At 62.2% G+C, this 21,934-nt stretch carries 21 protein-coding genes and 1 pseudogene; 11 read left to right on the top strand and 11 right to left on the bottom strand.

All coding sequences use genetic code 11. The features are described from left to right. Positions 1–2: 2 nt before the first annotated feature. The 9 genes from VR71_RS07845 to hypB are packed head-to-tail and all read left to right on the top strand — an operon-like array spanning position 3 to position 8,724. On the top strand, positions 3–872 hold the full coding sequence (locus tag VR71_RS07845) for a NifU family protein (RefSeq protein WP_045682692.1): 870 nt from the start codon (positions 3–5) through the stop codon (positions 870–872). After that, positions 869–2,047 (top strand): NHL repeat-containing protein, encoded by a 1,179-nt coding sequence (locus VR71_RS07850; protein WP_296430079.1) that lies wholly within the window; start codon positions 869–871, stop codon positions 2,045–2,047. Before VR71_RS07845 ends, VR71_RS07850 begins: the two co-directional genes overlap by 4 nt. Next, positions 2,044–4,389, top strand: coding sequence for a carbamoyltransferase HypF (gene hypF, locus VR71_RS07855; protein WP_045682694.1), 2,346 nt, complete (start codon positions 2,044–2,046; stop codon positions 4,387–4,389). The genes VR71_RS07850 and hypF overlap by 4 nt, the downstream gene beginning before the upstream one ends. Next, positions 4,380–4,667, top strand: a complete 288-nt coding sequence (hypC, locus tag VR71_RS07860) for a HypC/HybG/HupF family hydrogenase formation chaperone (RefSeq protein ID WP_045682696.1) — start codon at positions 4,380–4,382, stop codon at positions 4,665–4,667. The genes hypF and hypC overlap by 10 nt, the downstream gene beginning before the upstream one ends. Beyond that, the gene (gene hypD / locus VR71_RS07865; protein WP_045682698.1) at positions 4,664–5,803 is read left to right on the top strand and encodes a hydrogenase formation protein HypD; all 1,140 of its coding nucleotides are present in this window, start codon (positions 4,664–4,666) and stop codon (positions 5,801–5,803) included. The genes hypC and hypD overlap by 4 nt, the downstream gene beginning before the upstream one ends. After that, positions 5,800–6,846: a hydrogenase expression/formation protein HypE gene (gene hypE / locus VR71_RS07870; RefSeq protein ID WP_045682701.1), complete on the top strand. Its 1,047-nt coding sequence runs from the start codon at positions 5,800–5,802 to the stop codon at positions 6,844–6,846. Before hypD ends, hypE begins: the two co-directional genes overlap by 4 nt. Positions 6,847–6,876: 30 nt before the next feature. Further along, positions 6,877–7,464, top strand: a complete 588-nt coding sequence (locus VR71_RS07875; protein ID WP_045682703.1) for a HupE/UreJ family protein — start codon at positions 6,877–6,879, stop codon at positions 7,462–7,464. Positions 7,465–7,513: 49 nt separating this feature from the next. Further along, entirely contained in the window at positions 7,514–7,756 is a 243-nt protein-coding gene (locus VR71_RS07880; RefSeq protein ID WP_045682705.1) for a hydrogenase/urease maturation nickel metallochaperone HypA, read from the top strand. Further along, the gene (hypB, locus tag VR71_RS07885) at positions 7,756–8,724 is read left to right on the top strand and encodes a hydrogenase nickel incorporation protein HypB (RefSeq protein WP_045682707.1); all 969 of its coding nucleotides are present in this window, start codon (positions 7,756–7,758) and stop codon (positions 8,722–8,724) included. The genes VR71_RS07880 and hypB overlap by 1 nt, the downstream gene beginning before the upstream one ends. 225 nt (positions 8,725–8,949) lie before the next feature. Here hypB and VR71_RS07890 read toward each other — a convergent pair whose 3' ends face one another. From VR71_RS07890 to VR71_RS07900, 3 genes are all read right to left on the bottom strand, one after another. Next, complete coding sequence (locus VR71_RS07890) at positions 8,950–9,354, bottom strand: single-stranded DNA-binding protein (protein ID WP_045682710.1); 405 nt, start codon at positions 9,352–9,354, stop codon at positions 8,950–8,952. 326 nt (positions 9,355–9,680) lie between these two features. Continuing rightward, complete coding sequence (locus VR71_RS07895; RefSeq protein ID WP_296430081.1) at positions 9,681–10,256, bottom strand: IS630 family transposase; 576 nt, start codon at positions 10,254–10,256, stop codon at positions 9,681–9,683. A gap of 16 nt (positions 10,257–10,272) precedes the next feature. Next, positions 10,273–10,635, bottom strand: a complete 363-nt coding sequence (locus VR71_RS07900) for a transposase (protein WP_045682712.1) — start codon at positions 10,633–10,635, stop codon at positions 10,273–10,275. A 205-nt stretch (positions 10,636–10,840) separates the two neighbouring features. Between VR71_RS07900 and VR71_RS07905 the strand changes: the two genes are divergently transcribed. After that, positions 10,841–11,161: an H-NS histone family protein gene (locus VR71_RS07905; protein ID WP_045682714.1), complete on the top strand. Its 321-nt coding sequence runs from the start codon at positions 10,841–10,843 to the stop codon at positions 11,159–11,161. A gap of 318 nt (positions 11,162–11,479) precedes the next feature. Here VR71_RS07905 and VR71_RS24800 read toward each other — a convergent pair whose 3' ends face one another. The 8 genes and pseudogenes from VR71_RS24800 to VR71_RS07940 all read right to left on the bottom strand — a co-directional run bounded on the left by VR71_RS24800 (position 11,480) and on the right by VR71_RS07940 (position 21,128). Then, positions 11,480–11,644 (bottom strand): hypothetical protein, encoded by a 165-nt coding sequence (locus tag VR71_RS24800; RefSeq protein WP_296430082.1) that lies wholly within the window; start codon positions 11,642–11,644, stop codon positions 11,480–11,482. A gap of 393 nt (positions 11,645–12,037) precedes the next feature. Then, positions 12,038–12,508, bottom strand: a pseudogene (locus VR71_RS07910) (hypothetical protein); the annotation flags it as partial. Between the two features lie 99 nt (positions 12,509–12,607). Continuing rightward, complete coding sequence (locus VR71_RS07915) at positions 12,608–14,800, bottom strand: ParB/RepB/Spo0J family partition protein (RefSeq protein ID WP_045682716.1); 2,193 nt, start codon at positions 14,798–14,800, stop codon at positions 12,608–12,610. Positions 14,801–14,975: 175 nt separating this feature from the next. Then, positions 14,976–16,121 (bottom strand): helix-turn-helix domain-containing protein, encoded by a 1,146-nt coding sequence (locus VR71_RS07920; RefSeq protein ID WP_045682719.1) that lies wholly within the window; start codon positions 16,119–16,121, stop codon positions 14,976–14,978. A 231-nt stretch (positions 16,122–16,352) separates the two neighbouring features. After that, positions 16,353–17,309 carry a plasmid partitioning protein RepB gene (gene repB, locus VR71_RS07925; protein WP_045682721.1) on the bottom strand — a complete coding sequence of 319 codons (957 nt, stop codon included), beginning with the start codon at positions 17,307–17,309 and terminating at the stop codon, positions 16,353–16,355. Further along, positions 17,299–18,507: a plasmid partitioning protein RepA gene (repA, locus tag VR71_RS07930; protein ID WP_045682723.1), complete on the bottom strand. Its 1,209-nt coding sequence runs from the start codon at positions 18,505–18,507 to the stop codon at positions 17,299–17,301. The genes repB and repA overlap by 11 nt, the downstream gene beginning before the upstream one ends. A gap of 442 nt (positions 18,508–18,949) precedes the next feature. After that, the gene (locus tag VR71_RS07935) at positions 18,950–19,834 is read right to left on the bottom strand and encodes a recombinase family protein (RefSeq protein ID WP_045682725.1); all 885 of its coding nucleotides are present in this window, start codon (positions 19,832–19,834) and stop codon (positions 18,950–18,952) included. A 184-nt stretch (positions 19,835–20,018) separates the two neighbouring features. Next, on the bottom strand, positions 20,019–21,128 hold the full coding sequence (locus tag VR71_RS07940; protein ID WP_045682727.1) for a tyrosine-type recombinase/integrase: 1,110 nt from the start codon (positions 21,126–21,128) through the stop codon (positions 20,019–20,021). A gap of 114 nt (positions 21,129–21,242) precedes the next feature. Here VR71_RS07940 and VR71_RS07945 point away from each other — a divergent pair. Beyond that, on the top strand, positions 21,243–21,934 hold a 692-nt coding region (locus VR71_RS07945), incomplete at its 3' end, for a DUF1403 family protein (RefSeq protein ID WP_045682729.1).

Here is a 21,934-nt window from a genome sequence, read left to right on the forward strand (position 1 = left end):
CCATGAAGGACGCCTCGCTCCCCGCCGCAGATGCCCCCAGCCTTGACCGGCTGCTGGGTGATCTGCGCGCGTTGGAGGCGCTGGCGGAGCATTGGGACGATGCGGCCCGAATGGGCGCGAAGGCCCAGACCGAAGCACTGGATGCGCTGAACGCCGAGGCCTTTCGCCGCCTAATCCGCAGTCTGAAATCCCAGCCAGGCTTCGGCGCGGCCCTGGCCGAGGCGGCGCGGGATGAGGTTGTCTATGCCGTCCTCCGCCGTCACGGTATCCTGAAACCTTCGCTTTTCGAGCGGGTCGAGGCGGCGCTGGAAACCGTGCGCCCGATGCTAGCGAGCCATGGCGGCAATGCCGAGGTGGCCGCAGTTGAAGGGTCCCGTGCGGATATCCGGTTTCTCGGGGCCTGCGATGGCTGCCCTGCCTCGCAACTGACCTTCTACGCCGGTGTGAAGAAGGCCATTCAGGACGCGGTGCCTGAAATCACCGATGTGCGGCAGGCCAAGGGTCTGGGTGGTGGCGGGGCGGATACGGTGCATTTCACCTCACCTTTCGCCGAAACGCTCGGCGGGGCCTGGCACAACGCGCTGGACCTTTCGCGCCTGCCCGATGGCGCGGTGCTGTTCGAAACCGTTGGGGGTGAGGGGGTCATCCTCTCGCGCCATGGCGATACCGTGACCTGTTTCCGCAACGCCTGCGCCCATATGGGGCTGGAGATGACCGATGGCGCGCTGGAGGGTGGCATCCTGACCTGCCCGTTCCACGGCTTTCGCTATGCGCTGGAAAGCGGCGAATGCCTGACCGCGCCCGAGGTGCAGCTTCATGCCCATGCCGTGCGGGTGATCGGGTCGCGGGTCCAGATCAGGATCGTGCCATGAAGGTGTCGCTGGCCCCTTCCTTCTCGCCGATCAAGGCCGAGGGCACGATCACGCAAGGGGCGCCGCTGCTGGATCCCGCAGGTGCGCGGGTGATCCTTGGCACCGATGGCGGGATGCTGGCCGATCCGATCACGCCCGCAGCACACCGCCTGTTCGGCCCGCGCGGGGTGTGCCTGCACCCGGATGGTTCGCTCTGGGTGGCCGACACTGGGCATCACCGGGTGCTCGGCTGGCACAAGGTGCCCGAGGTGGACGACACCCCCGCTGATCTCCTTGTGGGCCAGCCTGCCTTTGGGCGCGAGGGGCGCAATGCCAAGGGGCCGGTCACGGCTGCCACCCTGAACGTGCCGACGGGGGTCGTTGCGTTTCGTGGCGGGCTGGCGGTTGCGGATCCCTGGAACCATCGGGTCCTGATTTGGCAGCAGTTGCCGACCGGACCGGACAGCGCGGCCGACATCATCCTGGGCCAATCCGCCGCCGATGGTGCCCTGGCCAATCGGGGGGCCGATGCGCCCACCGCCGCCACACTGCACTGGCCCTATGGCGTGGCCGAGGTCGATGGGCGGCTCGTGGTATGCGATACCGGCAACCGCCGGGTGCTGGTCTGGGACGACCCGGCAAGGACTGGCCAGCCTGCTGACCTCGTCCTTGGGCAAGACAGCTTCACCTGCCGGGATGAGAATGCGGGGGCCGCCGTCTCCTCCCGCTCCATGCGCTGGCCGCATATGGCGGTGGGCTGGCAAAGTGGCTTGGCGGTGGCCGATGCCGGCAACAATCGGGTGATGGTCTGGGACGCTTTGCCTGCGGCCAACGGCCAGCCCGCGGATGCCGTACTGGGCCAGGGCGCGATGCAGGACTGCGACCTGAACCGCGCGGCCTATTACCCCTCGTCGATGGCGATGAACATGCCCTATGCGCTGGCGGTGCTGCAGGGCAGGCTGGTGGTGGGCGACACCGCCAACTCACGCCTTCTGGGGTTCTCTGACACCGGCATGGGCGCCGATGCTGACCGGCTGACCGGCCAGCCGGATTTCGCCGCCAAGGGCGACAACCGCTGGGGCATGGCCGAACGGGACAGTCTGTGCTGGCCTTATGGCCTGTCCGCGCTTGGGTCCACTGTCGCGGTGGCCGACAGCGGCAACAACCGCGTGCTGATCTGGGATGTTGCACCATGAGGGGCGCGCAGGTCACCGTGCGGGGGCAGGTGCAGGGCGTGGGGTTCCGCCCTGCCGTCTGGCGGCTGGCGCAGGAAATGGGCCTTGCGGGCGACGTGAAGAACACCGCCGAGGGCGTGGTGATCCGCCTCTGGGGCGACGGCCTTGCCACCTTCCCCGACCGTCTGCACGCAAGCCTTCCCGCCCTGGCCCGGATCGAGGAATTGCGGGTGGAGCCGTTGGAGGCCGAGGCCCCAGCAGGCTTTGACATCGTGGCCTCCGAGGGTGGCGAGATGCGCGGCTCGGTCACCCCCGATGCCGCGACCTGCCCTGATTGCCTCTCCGAGATCCGCAACCCGTTTGAGCGCCGCTACCGCTATCCTTTCACCAATTGCACCAATTGCGGCCCGCGCTTTTCAATCGTCACCGCCGCCCCCTACGACCGGGCCAAGACCACCATGGCGCCCTTCGACCTCTGCGAGCCCTGCGCGACTGAGTACCGCAACCCCGCCGACCGCCGCTTTCACGCCCAGCCCGTCGCCTGCGGCCGCTGTGGTCCGCAAATCTGGATCGAAAAGCTGGGGCGAGGGGCGGTGCAGCACGAGGCCTTCTCGATGCTCGACGACATCGACGCGACCGGAGGCATGATCCTGAACGGCCATATCGTGGCGATCCGGGGGCTGGGCGGCGTGCATCTGGCTTGCGATGCGACCAATGCTGAGGCCGTCGCCGAACTTCGCCGCCGCAAGGGCCGGGCGGGCAAGGCCTTTGCCCTGATGGCCCGCGATCTGGGAGTGGTGCGGGAATACTGCGAAGTGTCGGAAGCCGAGGCCGCCACGCTCAGCGGCCCCGAAGCCCCGATCGTGCTTCTGAAGTCACTGCCAAACAGCCTGCCGGGCAGCATCGCGCCGGGGCTGGACCGGCTGGGCGTGATGCTGCCCTACACGCCTTTCTACCACATGATCCTGCGCCGGATCGGGCGGCCCGTGGTGATGACATCGGGCAACCCCTCGGGCCAGCCGCAGTGCATCACCAATGAGGACACCCGTGCACGTCTGGCCGAGATCGCCGATTTCGCCTGCCTCCACGACCGCGAGATAGCGAACCGCATTGATGACTCGGTCGTCCGGGTGGATCTTGGCCGCCCGCGCCTCTTGCGCCGTGCCCGGGGCTATGCGCCCGCAGGTCTGCCCCTGCCGGAAGGGTTTTCACGCGACCTGCAAGTGCTCGCCATGGGGTCCGAGGTGAAGAACACCTTCTGCCTGGTGAAGGGCGGGCAGGCGATCCTGTCGCAGCACATGGGCGATCTCGAGGATGCGGCGACCCATGCCGATACCGGCCGCAACCTTGACCTTTACACCCGGCTTTTCGACCACGCTCCCGATATCATTGCCGTGGACCAGCACCCGCAGTACCTCTCCACCCAAGCCGGTTACGCCCGCGCCGAAGGTCGCCCGGTGATCGCGGTCCAGCACCACCACGCCCATATCGCCGCCTGCCTCGCCGAAAATGGCCGCGCGCTTGATGCGCCCCCGGTCCTTGGCATCGCGATGGATGGCACGGGCCTTGGCGATGACGGCACGATCTGGGGCGGTGAGTTCTTGATCTGCGACTATCGCGGCTATCGCCGCGCGGGCAGCCTGAAACCGGTGGCTCTGCCCGGCGGCGCGGCAGCGGTGAAGGAGCCCTGGCGCAACGCCTATGCGCATCTGATGGCGCAGATGGGATGGGCGGAACTCTCGATGAATTTCGACGGGTTGGAGATTCACCAACGCCTGTCGGATATCCCCCGCGCGACGCTGGACGCGATGATCGCCAAGGGACAGAACACGCCGCTCTCCACCTCATGCGGCAGGCTTTTTGATGCGGCGGCGGCGATTGCGGGCCTCGCCTGGGGGCCGCAAAGCTATGAGGGTGAGGCGGCGATGAGGTTCGAGGCGGCCATCGACCCTTCGGCCATGAACGAACCCGAGGACCTCGCCTATCCCTTCTCGACCCCGCTCCTCGGCGGGCGCGGGATGCCCTACATCGAGCCGCTGGCGGTCTGGCGGGCAATGCTGGGCGATCTGATCCTTGAAACCCCGGTCGGGGTGATCGCGGCCCGCTTTCACCGGGGCCTCGCCATGGCCGTCGTGCGGATGGCCGAACGGATCACCAAGGATACCGAGATCGACACCATTGCCCTCTCGGGCGGCTGCTTTCAGAACGCCACGATTTTTACGCTTGTTCATCAGGGGCTTGAGGCCAGCGGCAAGCAGGTTCTCAGCCACGCAAAGGTCCCGGCGAATGACGGCGGACTGGCCCTGGGTCAGGCGGTCATCGCCCTGGCCATCACTCAAACGGAGAAAACCCCATGTGCCTAGGCATCCCCGGACAGATCGTTGAGATCGCCGACGCCGCTCGAAAGCTCGCCATTGTCGAGGTGATGGGCGTGCGGCGTCAGGTCAATGTCGCCTGCATCCTGAAGGAGGAACCGATTGAGGCCCTGATCGGCGCCTGGTCGCTGATCCATGTCGGCTTTGCGATGAGCCGGATCAACGAAGAGGAGGCCGCGCTGACGCTCGACATCCTGCGCCAACTTGGTGAGGCGCAGGAAGAAATCGAGGCGATGCGCGCGTCCGAGAGGATGCTCGCATCATGAAATACGCCGACGAATTCCGCGATCCGGTCGCCGCGCGCGGCGTGCTGGCGGCCATCGCCCGCGTCACCGACGAGATCGGGGCGACCAAGGAAAAGCCCGTCCACATTATGGAAATCTGCGGCGGGCATACCCATGCGATCTTCCGTTACGGGTTGGACAAGCTGACCCCGCCGGGATTGGAATTCATCCACGGCCCCGGCTGCCCGGTCTGCGTCCTGCCGATGAGCCGGATCGACGAATGCGTCGAAATCGCTGAACGCCCCGGTGTGATCATGACCACCTTCGGCGATGCAATGCGGGTGCCGGGGCGGCGGAAATCGCTGATCCAGGCCAAGGCGGATGGGGCGGATATCCGCATGGTCTATTCGCCGCTCGATGCGCTGGAGCTTGCCCGCCGCAACCCCGACCGCGAGGTGGTGTTCTTTGGCCTGGGGTTCGAGACAACGACTCCTTCGACCGCGTTGACCATCCTCCAGGCGGCGGCGGACAACCAGACCAACTTTTCCATCTTCTGCAACCACATCACCGTGCCGCCGCCGATCAAGGCGCTGCTGGATGACCCGCATATGGTGCTGGATGGCTTTGTCGGCCCCGGCCATGTGTCAATGGTCATTGGTATCCATCCTTATGACTTCATCGCGCGGGACTATGGCAGGCCGATCGTCGTGGCGGGGTTTGAACCTTTGGACCTCCTCCAGTCCGTCCTGATGGTGCTGGAACAGATCCGCGATGGCCGGGCAGAGGTGGAGAACCAGTATTCCCGCGTCGTACCTGATGATGGCAACCCCGTTAGCATCGCCGCCTGCGCCGAGGTGTACGAGCCGCGCCCCAGTTTCGAATGGCGGGGGCTGGGAGAGATTGACGCCAGCGGGTTGCGCATCCGTCCGAAGTACGCGGCATTCGATGCCGAGGTGAAGTTCGGCATTGGCTACGGCAAAGGCCCCCGCGCCGTGGCGGAACCGGAAGGCTGCCGTTGCGGCGATGTGATGACCGGCCGGATCAAACCCCACGCCTGCCCGCAATTCGGCAAAGGCTGCACCCCGGAAATGCCGCTTGGCGCGCTGATGGTCAGCTCTGAAGGGGCCTGCGCGGCCTATTACCAATATGGCGGCCTCAGGCTGGAGGAGGCGGTATGAACGCAGGTCTCCGCCCCGCCCGCCGCGTGGTGGCCGACCGGGTCACGTTGGCGCATGGCGGCGGCGGCAAGGCGATGCGCGATCTGATCGAGGATGTCTTCACCTCGGTATTCGCCCCGCCAGGGATGGAGGATCAAGCGCGGCTAATGCATCCTTCGGTCCTGGAACCCGGCGCGCAGCTGGCCTTTACCACTGACAGCTTCGTCGTCTCACCCATGGAGTTTCCGGGCGGCGATATCGGCACCATAGCCGTCTGCGGCACGGTCAACGATCTGGCCGTGGGCGGCGCGCGGCCGCTGTGGCTGTCGGCGGCCTTCATCATCGAGGAAGGCGTGCCGATCTCCACCCTGCGCCGGATTGCGGCCTCTATGCAGGCGGCGGCAGAAGCGGCAGGGGTGCGGATTGTCACTGGCGATACCAAGGTGGTCGGCAAAGGCTCCGGCGACGGGGTCTTTGTCACCACCTCAGGCGTCGGGGTGATCCCGCCGGGGCGCTGCCTCATCGCGTCCTCGGTGCAGCCCGGCGATGTGGCGATCGTGAACGGTGTGCTCGGCGACCATGGCGCGGCGATCCTTGCCGCGCGCGGCGACATGGCCTTGACGACGGATATCCAGTCCGACTGCCAGCCGCTGAACCACCTGATGGAGGCCGTTCTCCAAGCTGCCCCCGGAGTGCGCTGCGCTCGCGATGCCACGCGCGGCGGCCTCGCCTCGGCCCTCAATGAGATCGCCGATGCAGCGGGTGTGGGGGTCGAGATCATGGAGGCCCACCTGCCCTTGCGCGCCGAGGTGAAAGGGGTTTGCGAGATCCTTGGTCTCGATCCGCTCTATCTGGCCAATGAGGGGACGCTGGTCCTGTTCGTACCCGAGGGTCAAGCCGAGACCGCGCTAGCCGCCATGCAGGCGACCGAGGCGGGGCGCGGGGCCTGCGTCATCGGGCGCGCCACCACCGCCCATCCGCGCACTGTCGTCATGAAGACCGTTTTCGGGGGCGGGCGTATCGTCGACATGCTGGTGGGCGAGCAACTGCCCAGAATTTGCTGACCAAATCGAAAACACAGGAGAGGGACAATCATGAAAAAGTTGACCAGCGGCCTTGCCGCCATTCTGGCCTTGCTGCCCGCGGCGGCGAAGGCCCATACCGGAACCGGCGCGCATATCGACGCGATGCACGGCTTTCTGCACCCGCTGACCGGCCTCGACCATGTGCTTGCGATGGTCGCCGTAGGGGTCTTTGCGGCGCAGCTTGGCGGGCGGTCGCTTTGGGCTGTGCCTGCGGCCTTTGTGCTGGCGATGGTGGCGGGCGGTGCGCTTGGGTACTTCGGAACACCGCTCCCGATGGTCGAGCAGGGCATCGCGCTTTCAGTCATCGTCATGGGCCTTGCCGTGGCCTTCGGGATGAAACTGCCGGTCGGTCCTGCAATGGCGCTGGTCGCGGTGTTCGCGGTGTTCCACGGCCATGCGCATGGCGCTGAAGGAAGCGGTGCCGGGTCGTTCCTTGGCTACGCTGCGGGCTTTGTGGTGGCGACCGCGCTTCTGCATGCGGCTGGGGTCGTGCTTGGCCGGACGCTGGAACGCCTTGGCGGCGGGCTTGCGCTCAACTCGCGCCGACTGGTGGGTGCGGTGGGTGCCGTCGCCGGTGCCGCGATCCTGATGGGCTGACCGCTGTTGGCGGGGCCATCCCCGCCAACCCAACAAAAGGACTGGACCCATGCATGAGCTTGGGATGGCGCGCAGCATCGCTGCGATCGTTGAGGAACATGCGCGCGGCCGGCCGATAAAGGGCGTGCGGGTCGCCATTGGGCCGCGCGCCTGCATCGAAAGGGATGCCCTGGCCTTTTGCTGGGACATCGTGACGGACAAGACAGTGCTGGCGGGTGCGACCTTGGGCTTCATCGACGCCGAGGGGGACACTTTCACCGTGCGGGATTTCGAAATCAGGGAGGAAGCGTGATGTGTGGTGTCTGCGGCTGTGCCGATCCGAAGAGCGAAGTCTCGATGACCAACGTGGACACTGGGGCCACGCAGCTTTTGCGTGCGTCCGGTCAAAGTTTGGCCGATGCACATGCCTTTGCGCATGCCCATGGATTGCCGCATGACCATCTGCATGATCACGATCACGATCATGGTCATGATCATCATCATGCGCATGATCACTCACATCACGGCCACAGCCACGATCATTCGCATGACCACTCGCATCACGGCCATAGTCACGATCATCCGCATGATCATGTGCTGGAGCAGCACCCGGCCGGAAACCATGTGGCACTCGAAGCCGCGATCCTGGGCAAAAACGATGCCATCGCCGCCCGCAACCGGGGCTGGTTCGAAGGTCGCGGCGTGCTGGCACTGAATTTCGTTTCCTCGCCCGGTTCGGGCAAGACCGCCCTTCTGGAAGCGACGATCAAGGCGCTGAAAGATCAGGTCGCGATCTCGGTCATCGAAGGCGACCAGATGACCACGAATGACGCCGACCGCATCCGCGCCGCCGGTGCGCCGGCCATTCAGGTCAACACGGGAGCAGGTTGCCATCTCGAGGCCGACATGGTCGCCGAAGCCGCCCGCGCATTGAACCCTGCGCCAGGCTCGCTCCTCCTGATCGAGAACGTCGGCAACCTCGTATGCCCCGCGATGTTCGACCTTGGCGAGGCGATGAAGATCGCCGTGATCTCGACCACCGAGGGCGAGGACAAGCCCTTGAAATACCCCCACATGTTCCGCGCCGTGGGCATCGTGATCATCAACAAGATGGACCTTGCCCCCCATGTCGGGTTTGACGAGGCCGCCTGTCGCGCCAATATCGCGACTGTGAACCCGAAGGCCGAAATCATCGAGGTTTCCGCTCGGACCGGAGCGAACTTTGGTGCCTGGACAGAGCGGCTCCAGTTCCTTCTGGCAGAGGCGAAAGCACGGTTCTGACGAGAGGCTTGGCCGAAGCCAGACCTACGGGTGTGGAACTAAAGGGAGGCCCCAGTGTGGAGTGGCCACTTTGCAGATCATTATGACATAGCTGGTGATAATCACGAACGGCGGCCAATGGGATTTTGCACCGCAGCGCCACTTCAGCGCTGAATGACCGGTTTGGGCCGAAAGCAACCGAAGCCGGCGGGTTGCCCCGCCGGACCCGAGGCGGAGACCCCATTCTTAGAACGGGATCTCGTCGTCGCGGTCGACCAGTTCGGGGTTTTCGTTCTCGGTCGCTTTTGGTCGGCTGAGAAAGTCGACCTTCTCAGCGATGATCTCGCAGCCGTAGCGGTCCACGCCGGTTGCGTCGGTCCACTTGGTGTAGTGGATACGGCCGTGGACCATGACCTTCATGCCCTTCTCGCAGTGCTCTGCGACCATCTTGCCGAGACCGTTGAAGCAGGTGATGCGGTGCCATTCGGTGTCCATGACCCGGTAGCCGTTTTCGTCGCGGATCGCGCGGCCTTCCGAAAGGCGGGGACGCGAGGTGGCCAGGGTGAAGTTGGTGATCTTCGTGCCGCCCTGGGTGGTGCGGACTTCGGGCTGCTGACCGATATTGCCGGCGAGGATGACGATGTTCTGCATTTGGTAGCTCCTGTTTTTCCTGTCCCTGGGACCGTCCCTTCGACAAGACCCGAAAGAAGCCTGTCGGATGAGGCGTGCACGGCTGGGCCATCAGACCAGACGGAAACCCCCAAAGGTCCGGGGTGGAGCGGACAGGAAGCAAACGGCGGCCAACACGGCCCGGACTGACGCGGGGTTGCACGATTGAACCCGAACAGGATTAGGGGATTGTCAGTCGAAGGGATGGCACCGGGGACAGGAGTGATCGGGGGCTCTAGCTGAACATGTCTTCCCTCGCCCTGCTAAGACGGTAAACCCAAAGTCCTTACCACTAGAGCGTGTCGCGTTTAATTGGTTCTGTATCCTGCGGCCTTGAAGAAGTTGTAGCACTCCTCGTCGCTGAACAGGTCGCACACCTGCCCGACCGCCTGCCAAAGTTCATGATAGGTTCGGGCGGCAGCTTTTCTGAGCAGCGCCTTCAGCTTCGAGAATGCCATTTCGATGGGGTTCAAATCTGGGCTGTAGGGCGGCAGGAACAGGAACCACGCGCCGATGTCGCGCAAGGCTTTGGCGGCTGTCGGGCTCTTGTGGCTTGACAGATTGTCGAGGATGACGACGTCGCCGGTCCTCAGCGTTGGCACCAGCTGGGTCGTGACATACAGGTCGAACATTTCCCTATTCATCGCGCCGTCGATCACCCAGGGTGCATCGAGCCGGTCATGGCGCAGGGCACCGATGAATGTCTGGGTGCGCCAATGCCCGAATGGTGCGTGATCGACCAGGCGCTGCCCGCGCGGGGCCCAGCCGGTGGTCTTGGCCATGTTGGTCTTCACCGAAGTCTCGTCGATGAAGGCCAGTCTTTCCAGATGCCTGGCCATGAAGGGCTGGCGTTTGCCGATCCAGATGCGGCGCAGGTCGGCCACGTCCTGGCGCTTCTGCTCAAGCGCTTGAAGGTCTTTTTTTGTGTGACAGCCCGAGCCTGAGCAGCAGCCGGCCGACGGACGAGCGGTGCACTTCCAATCCGTGGTCTGCGGCCAGTTCCGCCGTCAGCGCGTCAATTGTCAGATCAGGCTGCGACGTGATCCGTCTCTGCACCCAATCCGTGACACCTGTCAGCTTGCCGCGCCCGGGATTGCCCTGCCGCTTCGGCGCAAGCGATCCGGTCTCGCGCCTGAGGCGCACCATGTCGTTGACGAACTTGATCGAAACACACAGACGCCGCGCCGTTTCGGTGTGCGTCTGACCCTGCTCTACAAGCCGCACAGCACGGTCGCGCAACTCAACAGGATGCGGTTTACCCATCTCTTACCCCCATATCCGCCTCCAAGACATGGAATCACAGGATGATCGATATGGGAATCCAGAATCCGATCAGGGGCGACATGCTCTAGAGCGGCTGATCACCTCAGAGCCCTTTTGCTTGCCATTCGCGAACCAGCCCGATCGGAGTTGCGAGCCCGCGCCGTGACGGCTATCCCAAGGGCATCATTTTGGACACGAGGCACCCATGGCTGAATTCAACATCGAGACACTGTCGCTCAAAGAGCTCAAGAGCCTGCAGAAGGATCTGGCCAAGGCTATTTTCACGTTTGAGGATCGTCAGAAAAGCGATGCCCGAAGCAAGCTCGAGGTCATTGCCAAAGAGATGGGCTATTCTCTTGCCGAACTGGTCGGCACTGAGGTGAAACCCACTCGTGCGCCCGCTGCCGCGAAGTACCGGCATCCAGAAAACGCGGCCCTCACCTGGTCAGGCCGGGGGCGCAAGCCGCTGTGGTTTGTCGCATCCCTTGACGCAGGTAAATCGCCCGAGGACATGGCAGTCAACTGACCGCCTGTGCGTGACCGAGCAGTGGGACGTTCGTGATAACAAAACCGGGTGTTGTGAACATGTCGGCTCCGTCATGTTCATAGATTGAAAAAGTCGTACCCAGAAAGGGGCCCCTGCCCTATCTGCAGCAATGCATGGCACCCAGCAGAGCACCTCGTTAAGGAGTTAAGGCGCAGGCATGCGCATTTTCATTCCTTGGATTTCGGGATGCCGACACGCCGTCGGCGCCTTGTGCCTGTGAGGCTCTTGAGCCGAGACAGGCGAAAGGCCCGGAGGCGCGTTCGCGCCGTGCCCGGGCCTTCTTAACGACCGCGGGCATTACGCCCACGGGTCGATCTCAACAAGCACCTGAACCTCGTCGCCGTCGATTTCATCGGCGGGGACGGCACCATAGGTTCCATCCCCTGCCTGAAAGACGACGATCGAAACCATGAGCGTGGCGGCGAGGGAGGCGGCGAAGGCGTGTGCATCTTTGCGGGACATCTGTTTTGGCTCCTGCTGGGAGGCGAGGGACCATCCCCCGCGCTGACAGGAACCCGCAGGACCAAAGACGGGCTGACATCACCGGGTGCGTTCGGGCTTGCCCCGAATCCGGCCGGCGGCACGGGCTCACCCCGTAGTCCGAGCCCTTGTGGCTTGATCTCGAAGACTGGATTTGGGCCAAGGAAGGGACTGGCAAGCGGGGGATGGTACTTTGACACAAGGAGCCGAATTGTCCCGCTGATACTCACCCCGCCAGCCTCGCAGACATGCTTTTGGTTGACCGAGGCCTTACTGGGGATGGAGCCTTTGGTGCCCCGTGCAGATGCGCGGGACAGGTTGGTGCTGGATGAGAGGCCCGGTGCGACGGGCCCCCTTGGTCTCTGAGAAGGTTCTGGCGGCGATACGCGCCTCCCCTGCCCCGTCACCGCAATCGTCGCCAACGATCTCGAGCCGCGCGTTGCGATAGCCCTCCTTGGCTATCCAAAGCTCCGCCGCTGTGACGGATGACGCCAGGTGCAAAAGCTCGGTGCTGCCCCCAAAATCCAGAAGCACACAGACCTGCCCCACCTTGGGCTCCTCGACCACCTCAAAGCTGAGCTGGCTGTCGGCCGAATGACTGCGCATGATCGTGACGAGGATGACCCCCTCCGAGGAGAAGTTGCCTTCATGCAACGTGAAGGACGCCGGGGCCGTCCAGGTCGGAAAGGGCCGCGGCGGCTCCTTTTTTACCAGACGACCAACACCGTTGGACCTTTCCCAGGCCGCCAGCTTTTTGGTGAAGCGTGCAGGCGGTTTGGGACTGCCATCAGTGTAACGAATGAGCGCGCCCAAGGGCGCTTGGTCGATTATCTTAATTGCGGACATGATTCCTCATCCTTAATGCGAACATTCGCACTCATCATATTGATATTGTTGTGTTTTGCTGTGATTGAGGGCGGGTTCTCCCGCCCTCGAGGGCTCAGATCACTCCGCAGCCATCAGCGCGGTGCTTTCCACGGGCAATTCGGCCGTCAGGAAGGCAGGCAAGTCGATCTCAGCGTCAATGTCAGCAGCGCCCAAGGGTCCTTCGTTCAAAGCCCCCTGCCCTTCTGCAACGACATCACCGTCCTGTGCGACAAGATCACTGCGCCGCAGAACCTCCGGCAACCAACCGCTACCCTTGAGCAAGCGCTCGGCTTCCGTGGCCATCTCGCCCTTCTTCAGATGGTCGAGCAATTGCGCGGTGCCTTCCCCCTTCGCCTCACGCAAGGCTTCAAGGATTCGCGCCTTGGGAACCCGGTTCAGATAATTGTCCGCCGTCGGCTCCCAGCCTGCCGCGACCATGTCGAGATCGACGGCTTCAGCCACGATCTCCGCCTGCGCCATGCGGCGGGTCAACCCGCTGACCGAGATGCCCGCACCGTAAGGGTTCACCTTCTCATGCAGCGCATTGATCCCGAAGCTCAGGCAATGCGCCAGCAGAGCCAGACGGCTGGCCTGATCGAGGGCCGAGAGATAATCCCAGAGCACAGCATCGTTGCCAAGCGGCAGATCGGCCTCCCACGCAGAATGACGATCGTCCACGGCCTTGGCCACCGGACTGTCCTTTAGATCAGGCGCCTGAGCCGACATGTAGACGGTACGCACAGAAACCTCCAAGCAACTGCCCGAAGCCCCGGAACTGCGGAAGGTGTCATTGACCAGCTTAATCAGCAGCAGCGTCAGGGCCACGTCGGGCGAACGCCCAATCGCCTCGCGCAAGGCGAGGGTGCGATGTGCGGTCAGCTCCATGACGAGACGCTCAGGCAAAGGCTTTAATGCGCCATCGTCCTCATCGTCTGGCAGCCCGGCGCTGAACGGCTGGCCCCCAGAAGTGATGACGGTGGCCGCAGACGGACCAGCGGATAGCTGATGGGCCAAGACGTCAGCATCAGTCCCCTGCCCTTCTGCACCCAGTTCATCGCTGAAGTAGGCCATGGTCTCTTCGCGAGGCTCATCCTCCGGCCGGACATAGCCGCGATAGACAGCTAGGCTGCCATCCCGGTCGAGCGTCACGAAGACTCCGGCGCGACCAACCTCTGCCGCATCGAAGATCAGCGGACGCCGCTCAAAGGCTTCCATCGCAGCTTCCAGCTCGCCAAGCCGAGTGTCGATCTCCTCGGGGTATTCGTCCTGACCAGAGTATTCCTCTTCAAGCATCCGATACTCCGCGAGTAGCTTGGCGTGGTCTGCAGCTTCATCCGCGCTCAGAGGTGAGGGATCGCCAACCAGACGCCGCAGACCGTGACTGTAGCCGTAGGGCAGGTCAGTGGACACCTCGATCCACTTCCAACCCTCAGCAGCGATTGCCTGCGCCTTGGCTTGCAGCTTGTCCGCGACCAATCGGTCGAGCAGGGCAGGGTCCTCCAACCAGCCCCCATCATCGCCTTGGAAGAGATCGCGCAGGACAACGCCACCCGCGGCCTCATAGGCATCAACACCGACAAACACCGCGCGCCGATCCGAAGCCCGCACAGAGGTTTCCGTCAACATGCGCCGGATCGAGTAGGGCTCTTTGTTCCAGGAGTTCTTCACCGCCTCCCAGACCTGAACTTGACGCCCGTGATCGGAGTTCACCGTGAAGGCCATCAGCTGTTCCAGCGTCATGCCATCTTCGGCATAGACATCCAGAAGGGCAGGGGCCACGGAAGCGAGTTTCAACCGCTGCTTCACGATCTGCGGCGTAACGAAGAAGGCCGCCGCAATGGCTTCCTCGCCCTGACCCTTCTCCCGCAAAGCAACAAAGGCGCGGAACTGATCGAGCGGATGCAATGCAACGCGCTGCATGTTCTCAGCCAAGGAGTCGTCCTCGGCCAGAATATCTGATGTCACATCACGCAACACACAAGGCACAGGCGCAGTCTTTGCCAAACGCTTTTGCTTCACCAGCAACGACAGCGCCTGAAAGCGCCGACCGCCAGCCGGGATCTCGAACTTGCCGGTCTCGACGCCATCGGCATCCAACACAGGCCGCACGCTCAGGCCTTGCAACAAGCCGCGACGAGCGATGTCCTCGGCCAACTCTTCAACTGAGACACCGGCCTTGATGCGCCGGACGTTGGACTGGCTCAGCACCAGCTTGTCAAAGGGGATGTCCCGCGAGGACGACAGGGTGATCTTCTGGGCAGCTTGGGCCATCAGGTCTTCTCCACGACGGGCGCCGGGAGCCACTCTCCCGATCTCACTTCCCGCCACCCTCAAACCAACCATTCTCTCACTTTTGTACTGGACATAGGTGCCAACGACAGACCGGCAGGGCGGCGCGTTTCAGTTGGATGATTTATGTACCAACGCAAAGTTGGCCATGGCCAACTCATGTCTTGGTGCAACCGGCTAGGATCCTCGATAGGTAGCTATCAGGGCTTTTGACCTGGTCGATTTTGCAGGCCATTTGATCTGCCACCTGAATGGCTTCTGCCAGGCCAAGCAAAGACACCGCCCTACCCAAAAGAGCGCTGTCTATTCTCAGCATCTTACCAAATTCAAATAGCAGCTGTAGGAGGCCGTGTTCTGTGGTGGGGTGGTCTGGATAAAAGGCCGGGATTTCGGTCAAGCAAGCCCACAGCTCTGTCATCGAGCGCGGTAAGGTTTTTTTTGTATATGATTTTTGAGTCTCTTTGTGCCGGACATTTTGTCCGTCTGAGCCGGTCGTTTTCTTCGAGTTAGAAGACGGTGCTTGTTCTTGGCCTTGTTCGTGTTCTAGATCGTTGGCCGTGGCCAACTCTTCCAAATGCGGTACGCTTGGAGTGACTACCTTACTCTGCAGGATGCATTTAAGTCTGCTGATGACGCTGCTTGCCTGAAGTAAAGTTACTCCGGTTCGACGCATAAAGTTGCGGGCAGCTTCGACGAACTCTAAGGCCTCGCCTTGCAGGCAAAGGGTGAGGCATTCACCGCGCAGTTTTTGGATGTAGGCTTTCATGCCTCGAAGTTCGTCGGCTTCCTGACGATGTTTCTGAGACAGTGCAAGGATTTCGCCAGACCGTGCGAGCAGGGGCGATAAGTCGATGCCGAACGCGCCGATGACTTTACCGTTGCGCATAATTGGGAATCGTTTGCCGTTGGAACTGTCACGCCGTTGGATCAGATTTGCAGCTTCAAGTTTCTCAAGGTGCCGCCGAAGTTGCCTGTCCGTTATGCCTTTCGCGCGAAAACATAAAGTGTCGTTGCAAGCGAACACGGTCAGCAGGGTGAGTGGCGTGATTGGGCTGTCATTCCCGGTTTTCGGATCGTTGCAGGGAAGGCAGCTCAAGAGTGCGTCAAGCACAACGACTGAAGACGGTCGCAAGCCGAGTGCGCGACTTGTGGTGTTGACGGCCGCCATGAGCGCGCGCCGGGTTACAGGTGCGAAGTTTGGCTGCTGTTCGATCGTGCCAATACCGGCGAAAGAATCGAAGATTGAAGGCGCACAACTCAACTGTGCCTCGACCTCGATGGTCGTGACTGCTTCTTGTTCCATCTGTTTTCAGACAGCAAAAGGATACCGGTCACCGAAATCGGTGTTGCAGTGATTCGATTTTTTGGGTACCAATAGATTGCGAGTAAATCGGGACCCTCTGGAGTGCTTCACCGCCTTCGGGGGGTTTCTTTTTGCGCTACGTCTGCCTCCTTTTTGATTGTTTCTTGTCTGTTTGATCAGGGTTGACCATGGCCAACCCTATAAAAATCAATCACTTAACCGTTTTTGGCGTCATGATTTTTCTTTCCACTCCTTGTAGAGGCGCTCAAGCTGTGCCTCCACGAAGTTGATGAACCCGCGCTCCTTTTTGTCGGAAACCTCGATCAAGAGACGCTGGCCTTTGGACCTGAAAGCCACCGAAGTTGCGGGCATTTGTTTGAGGGGGGCAGGAGAGGGGCCCTTGGCGGCAGACTCCGCTGCGTTCTGCTGTGCATCCGCGACCTTCTGCAGCGCATCAATGACAGCGCTGAGCTTCTCGGCCGCAGTGCCTTCTTCAGGAACAAGCAAGAGGACAGAACTGTCTGAAGGGGCGTTTTCCGTTTTGACCAGACGACGCAGTTCCAGCCATGGGCGCCGGCCTGCTTCATGCGCGGCGCCAATTTTGTAGATCACTGCGTCGGGCACGTCTCGGGCAACGCCAATCAGCTTGCTTAGCGTTCCCTTGTCGACAGCTAGCACATCGCCGATCTCGGCCCGGGTGAAGCCCTGGTCCTCCAGCTTGGTGGCGAAAATGGCTTGTTCAATGAAGCTGCGCTCTAGGCGCGCAGAGTTTTCCAGGGCCTGCGAGACAAGAGCCTCGCGGTGGTCCATTTCCTTGACATAAGCCTTGACCTTGATTCCAAGCACTCGGCACGCGGCAATTCTGCGGCGTCCGTAAACCACCTCATAGCGAGGGCCAGGGCCGCGGCGATAGCGGAGCAGGGCAGGGAGCTGTTGTCCTGATGTCCTGATGGACTCGATCAGATCATCGAGCCCTTCTGATACGTCAAAGCGATCCGCGATTTCAGAATCGCCGATCTCATTGACATCCACGTCCTGGGCCGCCTGTGCCGAGACCTGAGAAAGGACGTCTGACATGCTCTTCAGGGAACGAGGCGAGCTTTCGTCCACCTTCGACCCGGCCTCGGCAGCAATCAAAGGCTTTGAGCCCATTTGTGCTAGGCTCTTGGCAAGAAGATCACGCTTCATTTGTGCCCCCTCGACCCCATGCTGACTGGATCATCTTCTCAATGTCATTTGAAAAGCTCATCACCGACTCTAGGGCTCGCTCATAAGTCTTTCGGTTCTTGGTCGTAGCGAGGTCCACTTCGAAGATTGTCTTTTGCGAAAGGCCAGCCTCGCTAACCGCCGAAGACTTCACGAAGGGCGTCTTGATCACACTGTCGCCTAGCAATTGCTTGAGCCATTCAGACAAGTCCTGCTGCGTGCTGATAGCGGTGTCGAAGCGCGTCAGGAGGTAGGCGAAATTGTCATACGCGCCGATGCCACCGTTTGAGTACAGGACTTCCAAAACGCCCGACGCCATCGTCAGGAACTGGCTGGCCGAGGCCAGGTCGACACGCTCAGGGATGATGGTCATGAGAAGCGACGTCGATGCACAGACCGCTGCCATCGTCAGATAGCCAAGCTGAGGCGGGCAGTCGATTAAAACGATGTCATAATCGTCTTCAACCTGTCGTAGCGAGTCGCGGATCCGATTGAAGAAGACGGGTTGTTCGCCACGGCTCAGCGCGGTTGGAGTTTCGGTTTCGAATTCCGAAAGCATGATCCCACCGGGCACTAGATCCAGGTTCGGGAAGTAGGTCTTGCGCAAAACGTCCACGATTGGCACCCGGGACGTTTCGCCATCGTTGTAGCGAATTGCATCATACAGCGTGCCGCCGTGGCGGAAGTCGATCTCTGGCTGGTATCCAAAGAAGGTCGTCAGCGAGGCCTGAGGGTCTGCATCCACCAAACACACACGGTATCCACGCAGGGCGAGCCGCATCCCGAGAGTCACGGTGGTCGTAGTTTTGCTGGATCCGCCCTTGAAGTTGACGGTTGACCAGATTTGAAGCTTGTCACCATGTCGCCGACCGGGAAGGAACTGAAACGGATCCTTTGCATTCTGAGCCAGAATGTTGCGGATCTGGAGGATGTTCTCGGCGGAATAAAGGCGCTTGTTACCCGGTCCCTGTTCGACTTCTGGAATTCTGCCGTCGAAATGCGCCTTGCGCAGATAGCCGTCGCTCACCCGCAACAACTCTCCGACCTCTGCGCTTGTGAAGGCGCGGAGTGTCTTTTCTTCCTTCGGTGCCAGAAAAAGCTTCGACATATGTTCAAGGGCTTCAGAAAGCCGCTCTGCGTCTGCCTTGAGCTTGTCATGCAACACTTGGTGCATCATCATTCGCCTGTCTCGAGACATCTCTTAAGCGTTACCCGTGATCTGCAGTCGATCGGTGCCAGCAGGAACGCAGTGGACGTCGTTTTCTTAGTTTTCGCGTTACAGATATGACGCCCGTCGGGAAGAAACTCAAGGCAAATCTTGTGCAGCTACCTTGTGCTTTCTGCCGACCATGGCACCATATGATGCGAAAAGGCTAAAGTGACCTGTTAAAGGTTGGGCGTAGGATATTGTAAAGATTACAGAAAATGTTGTGAGACTTATCCACAGGACCCGACGCCCTCGAGCCCACGCGTGATGCTTGGAAAATCTCTGACAAGGCTCAGTAACGCTGTAGCATACCTGACCAGGGCGATCGTGTTCGCGTGAGCATCGCAAGCGATTCTTCGTCTTAGCCTGTCGGTAGAATGCCTTTTGGCCTAATGGCACCGAAAAGCGTTACCTACTACAACAGTCCCAACTTCTTCGCCCGCTCCAAGATCATCTTGACCGATGACGGCTCCCACTTGCTGCGGCCCCTAGGTGTCCGTTCGCGCATGGTCTCTAGCCGGTCGCAGATGGCTTGAAGAGTCATCTTGGGATCTGCGCCTTTGATGCCCGCGACGATCGCGGGCAGGCGATCATCCTTGTCGGATGCGGTGGCACGGGAAAGGATAGTGTCTGGCAGCAGGCCTTCGCGGACGAAGGTTTTGGCAGCACGGATCAGGCGGGGCAGGGACCAAGGCGGCGCCTCGCTCGGCAGACCTGAATTGACGATGCGCAGCACGTCTTCCCAAGGCAGGCCCGGTCTTAGACGGCGCACTTCCGGCACCCACTGTTCAGCACTGGCATTCAGCTTCTGGAAATGACTCTCTACCCGAGCCGCTCGTGCTTTTCGGATTGCCGCTGGGTCGTGGGCTCTAAGGCCAGGGTTGCCACCCACGCGCCCTTCGGCTTTGGCCGAGCGCAGCCCTGCTTTGGTACGCTCACGGATCAGCGCCCGTTCGAACTCTGCGGCCGCACCCAACACCTGCAGCGTAAACTTGCCCTGCGGCGACGCAGTGTCGATCGGATCTTGCAGCGACCGGAAATGTGCGCCTTTCGCCTCCAACCGCTCAATGATCTCCAAGAGGTGAGAGAGTGAACGGGCCAGGCGGTCGATCCGAACCACGACGAGCGTATCGCCAACGCGAAGCTGATCCAACACACGCGCCAGAACAGGCCGGGTGCGACCGCCGCCCGAAGCTTGCTCTTCGACAATTTCCACGCAGCCTGCGGAGCGCAACTCCTGAACTTGGGGCAGGGCGGTTTGATCTTCGGTGGAAATACGCGCGTATCCGATGAGTGGCACGGGGCAGGGGGCCTCTTTTGCAATTGCGGATGTCAGGAGTAAACGACCGTTTGTAAAAAGATGCAAGGATGCTCTCTGTGTGTCGCGTTTGTTTCCCGATTTCAATTGAAGCGGTTAGGTGAAACCTGAGCGATCAGGTTGCAGCTTGGCATTTCAGCAAAAACTCGTCGGAAGGGCAGGGGGCTTACAGGCCCGCGGCCTTGGTGAGGTTGACCCGGAACCGGTCGCGGCGTCGCTGGTATCGGCGGGTCATCTCTGCGCTGGCATGACCGAGCTGCTTTTGAACATAGCGCTCATCAACTTCCGCGCTGCTGGCAAGGCCTGCACGCAGGGAATGGCCCGAGAACAGCCGCACGCGCTCGGCTTCAGGCAGATCAGGGCGTAGCCCGGCCTCGCGGGCGCAGGACTTGATCAGCCGGGCGACATGTTTGTCCGACAACCGCTCGCCCGTAGCTTTCAGGCCGTTGCGGGACGTGGCGACGAAGATTGGGCCGAAGTCGATCTTCGCGTAATGCAGCCACTGTGTCAGGGCATGCACCGGGCAGGTCTGTTCGGACGAGCCGCGGGCAATTTCGACCTCTCGCCAGCCGGTCTTGCCGCGCAGGGTGATGAGGACGCCTTCCTCCAGCACCTCGACCCATCCGCCGCTGTCGGGCGTGTCATCCTTGCCGTGATCAAGGGAGACGATCTCGGAACGGCGCAGGCCACCGGCAAAGCCGATCAGCAGGATCGCCCGGTCGCGCAACCCGCGCAGATCGTGGGGCAGGGTGGCCAGCATGTCGCGCAAGTCCTCCGGCAGGATGGCCTCCTTCTGCACCGGAGGGCGGGCGTGCCTGCGGCGGATGCCGGCGAGGACAGTGGCGATGTGCCGGTCCTTGCGGTCGAGGCGCTCACCGCGCTGCGCATAGCCCCAGGCCAGGCCGGAAAGGCGGCGCTCGATCGAGGAAACCGAAAGGACAGGGGACCTGCCGCCCGGCGCTGCCAGATCGGCGATGTAGAGGCCGATCAACTGGGGCGACGAGGGGAGAGGGTCCGCGCCGCGCATCCGGCACCAGCGGGCGAAATGGGCCCAGTCCTTGGCATAGGCCTTCAGCGTATTCTCCGACGCTGCCTGACGCGCATAGTCCCGCGCGGTTTCGACCAGGCGGTCGAGAGTGCCCGAGCCAGCGACATGGGAAGGCAGGGCGATCGTGTCGCGCACCATATCCGCGCTGTCGTTCCCTTCAGGCCGATCGGGACGTTCCGGGGGTTCTGAAGGCGATTTCTCGGGTGTTTCGGTCATGCTTCGTAGCATATCTTCTTTGTGTCCGATAATGCAATCTTATTGGACATTGTGGAGCCGACAAAGCTGCGGCGCTATAAGTGCATTTATCTGGCAGAAAGCGCCGTCACAATATAGGCTGCCGACATGGGAAAATCGCGCGCTGAGCCTTTGGAAACCTTGCCGATGCTGCCCCCGCTGCCGGGCTGGATCGTCTCTGCGCCGTCCGAGACGCCGGAGGCGGCGGCTTTCCGGTCCGGGGCCGCGCTAGCGCATCTGGGTCAGGCAATGGCGTCGCGGGATGTGCCTCTGGCGCTGTGGCGCGATCGTCTGGCACTGACGGCGGCCGAGAACTGCGCTGCGATGGCGGGGCGAAGGGAAGGGCAGGGCGCCTTGCGCGATGCCCTGCACCTGACGGGACCGGGCGACGACCCCGGCCCGGCGGGGCGGATCGCACGACAGTGGTCACGCGCGGCGGCGCGGCCGGTTTCGGTCGCGCATCTGGTCAATACGCTGGACGGAGTAACGGCAGAGCGGATCGCGCTTTGCCTTGATGCCACCGGGCCGACCCCAGTGGACTGCGCGGCGCAGGTCGTCGAGGCGGTGCTGACCGATAGTCCGCGAGCCGAGGCCGCCGCCCTGATCCTGGCCGATGCCGCGTTGGCAAAAGCGTTGGGGGCAACGCATGTGCTGCCGCTTCTGGCGCTGACGCTCAAGCCCCGCGATATACGCTTGCGGGGCGATGATCTGCTGCTGGCCTGTCACCGCGCCGCTGTCTCTGCCGTTCGGCAGGCGCTGCCGCTGGCCGGCGATCTGGCCCGTGCGGCGGCCCGCCTTCG

The sequence above is a fragment of the Roseovarius sp. BRH_c41 genome, from assembly GCF_000961715.1.
GTDB lineage: Bacteria > Pseudomonadota > Alphaproteobacteria > Rhodobacterales > Rhodobacteraceae > Roseovarius.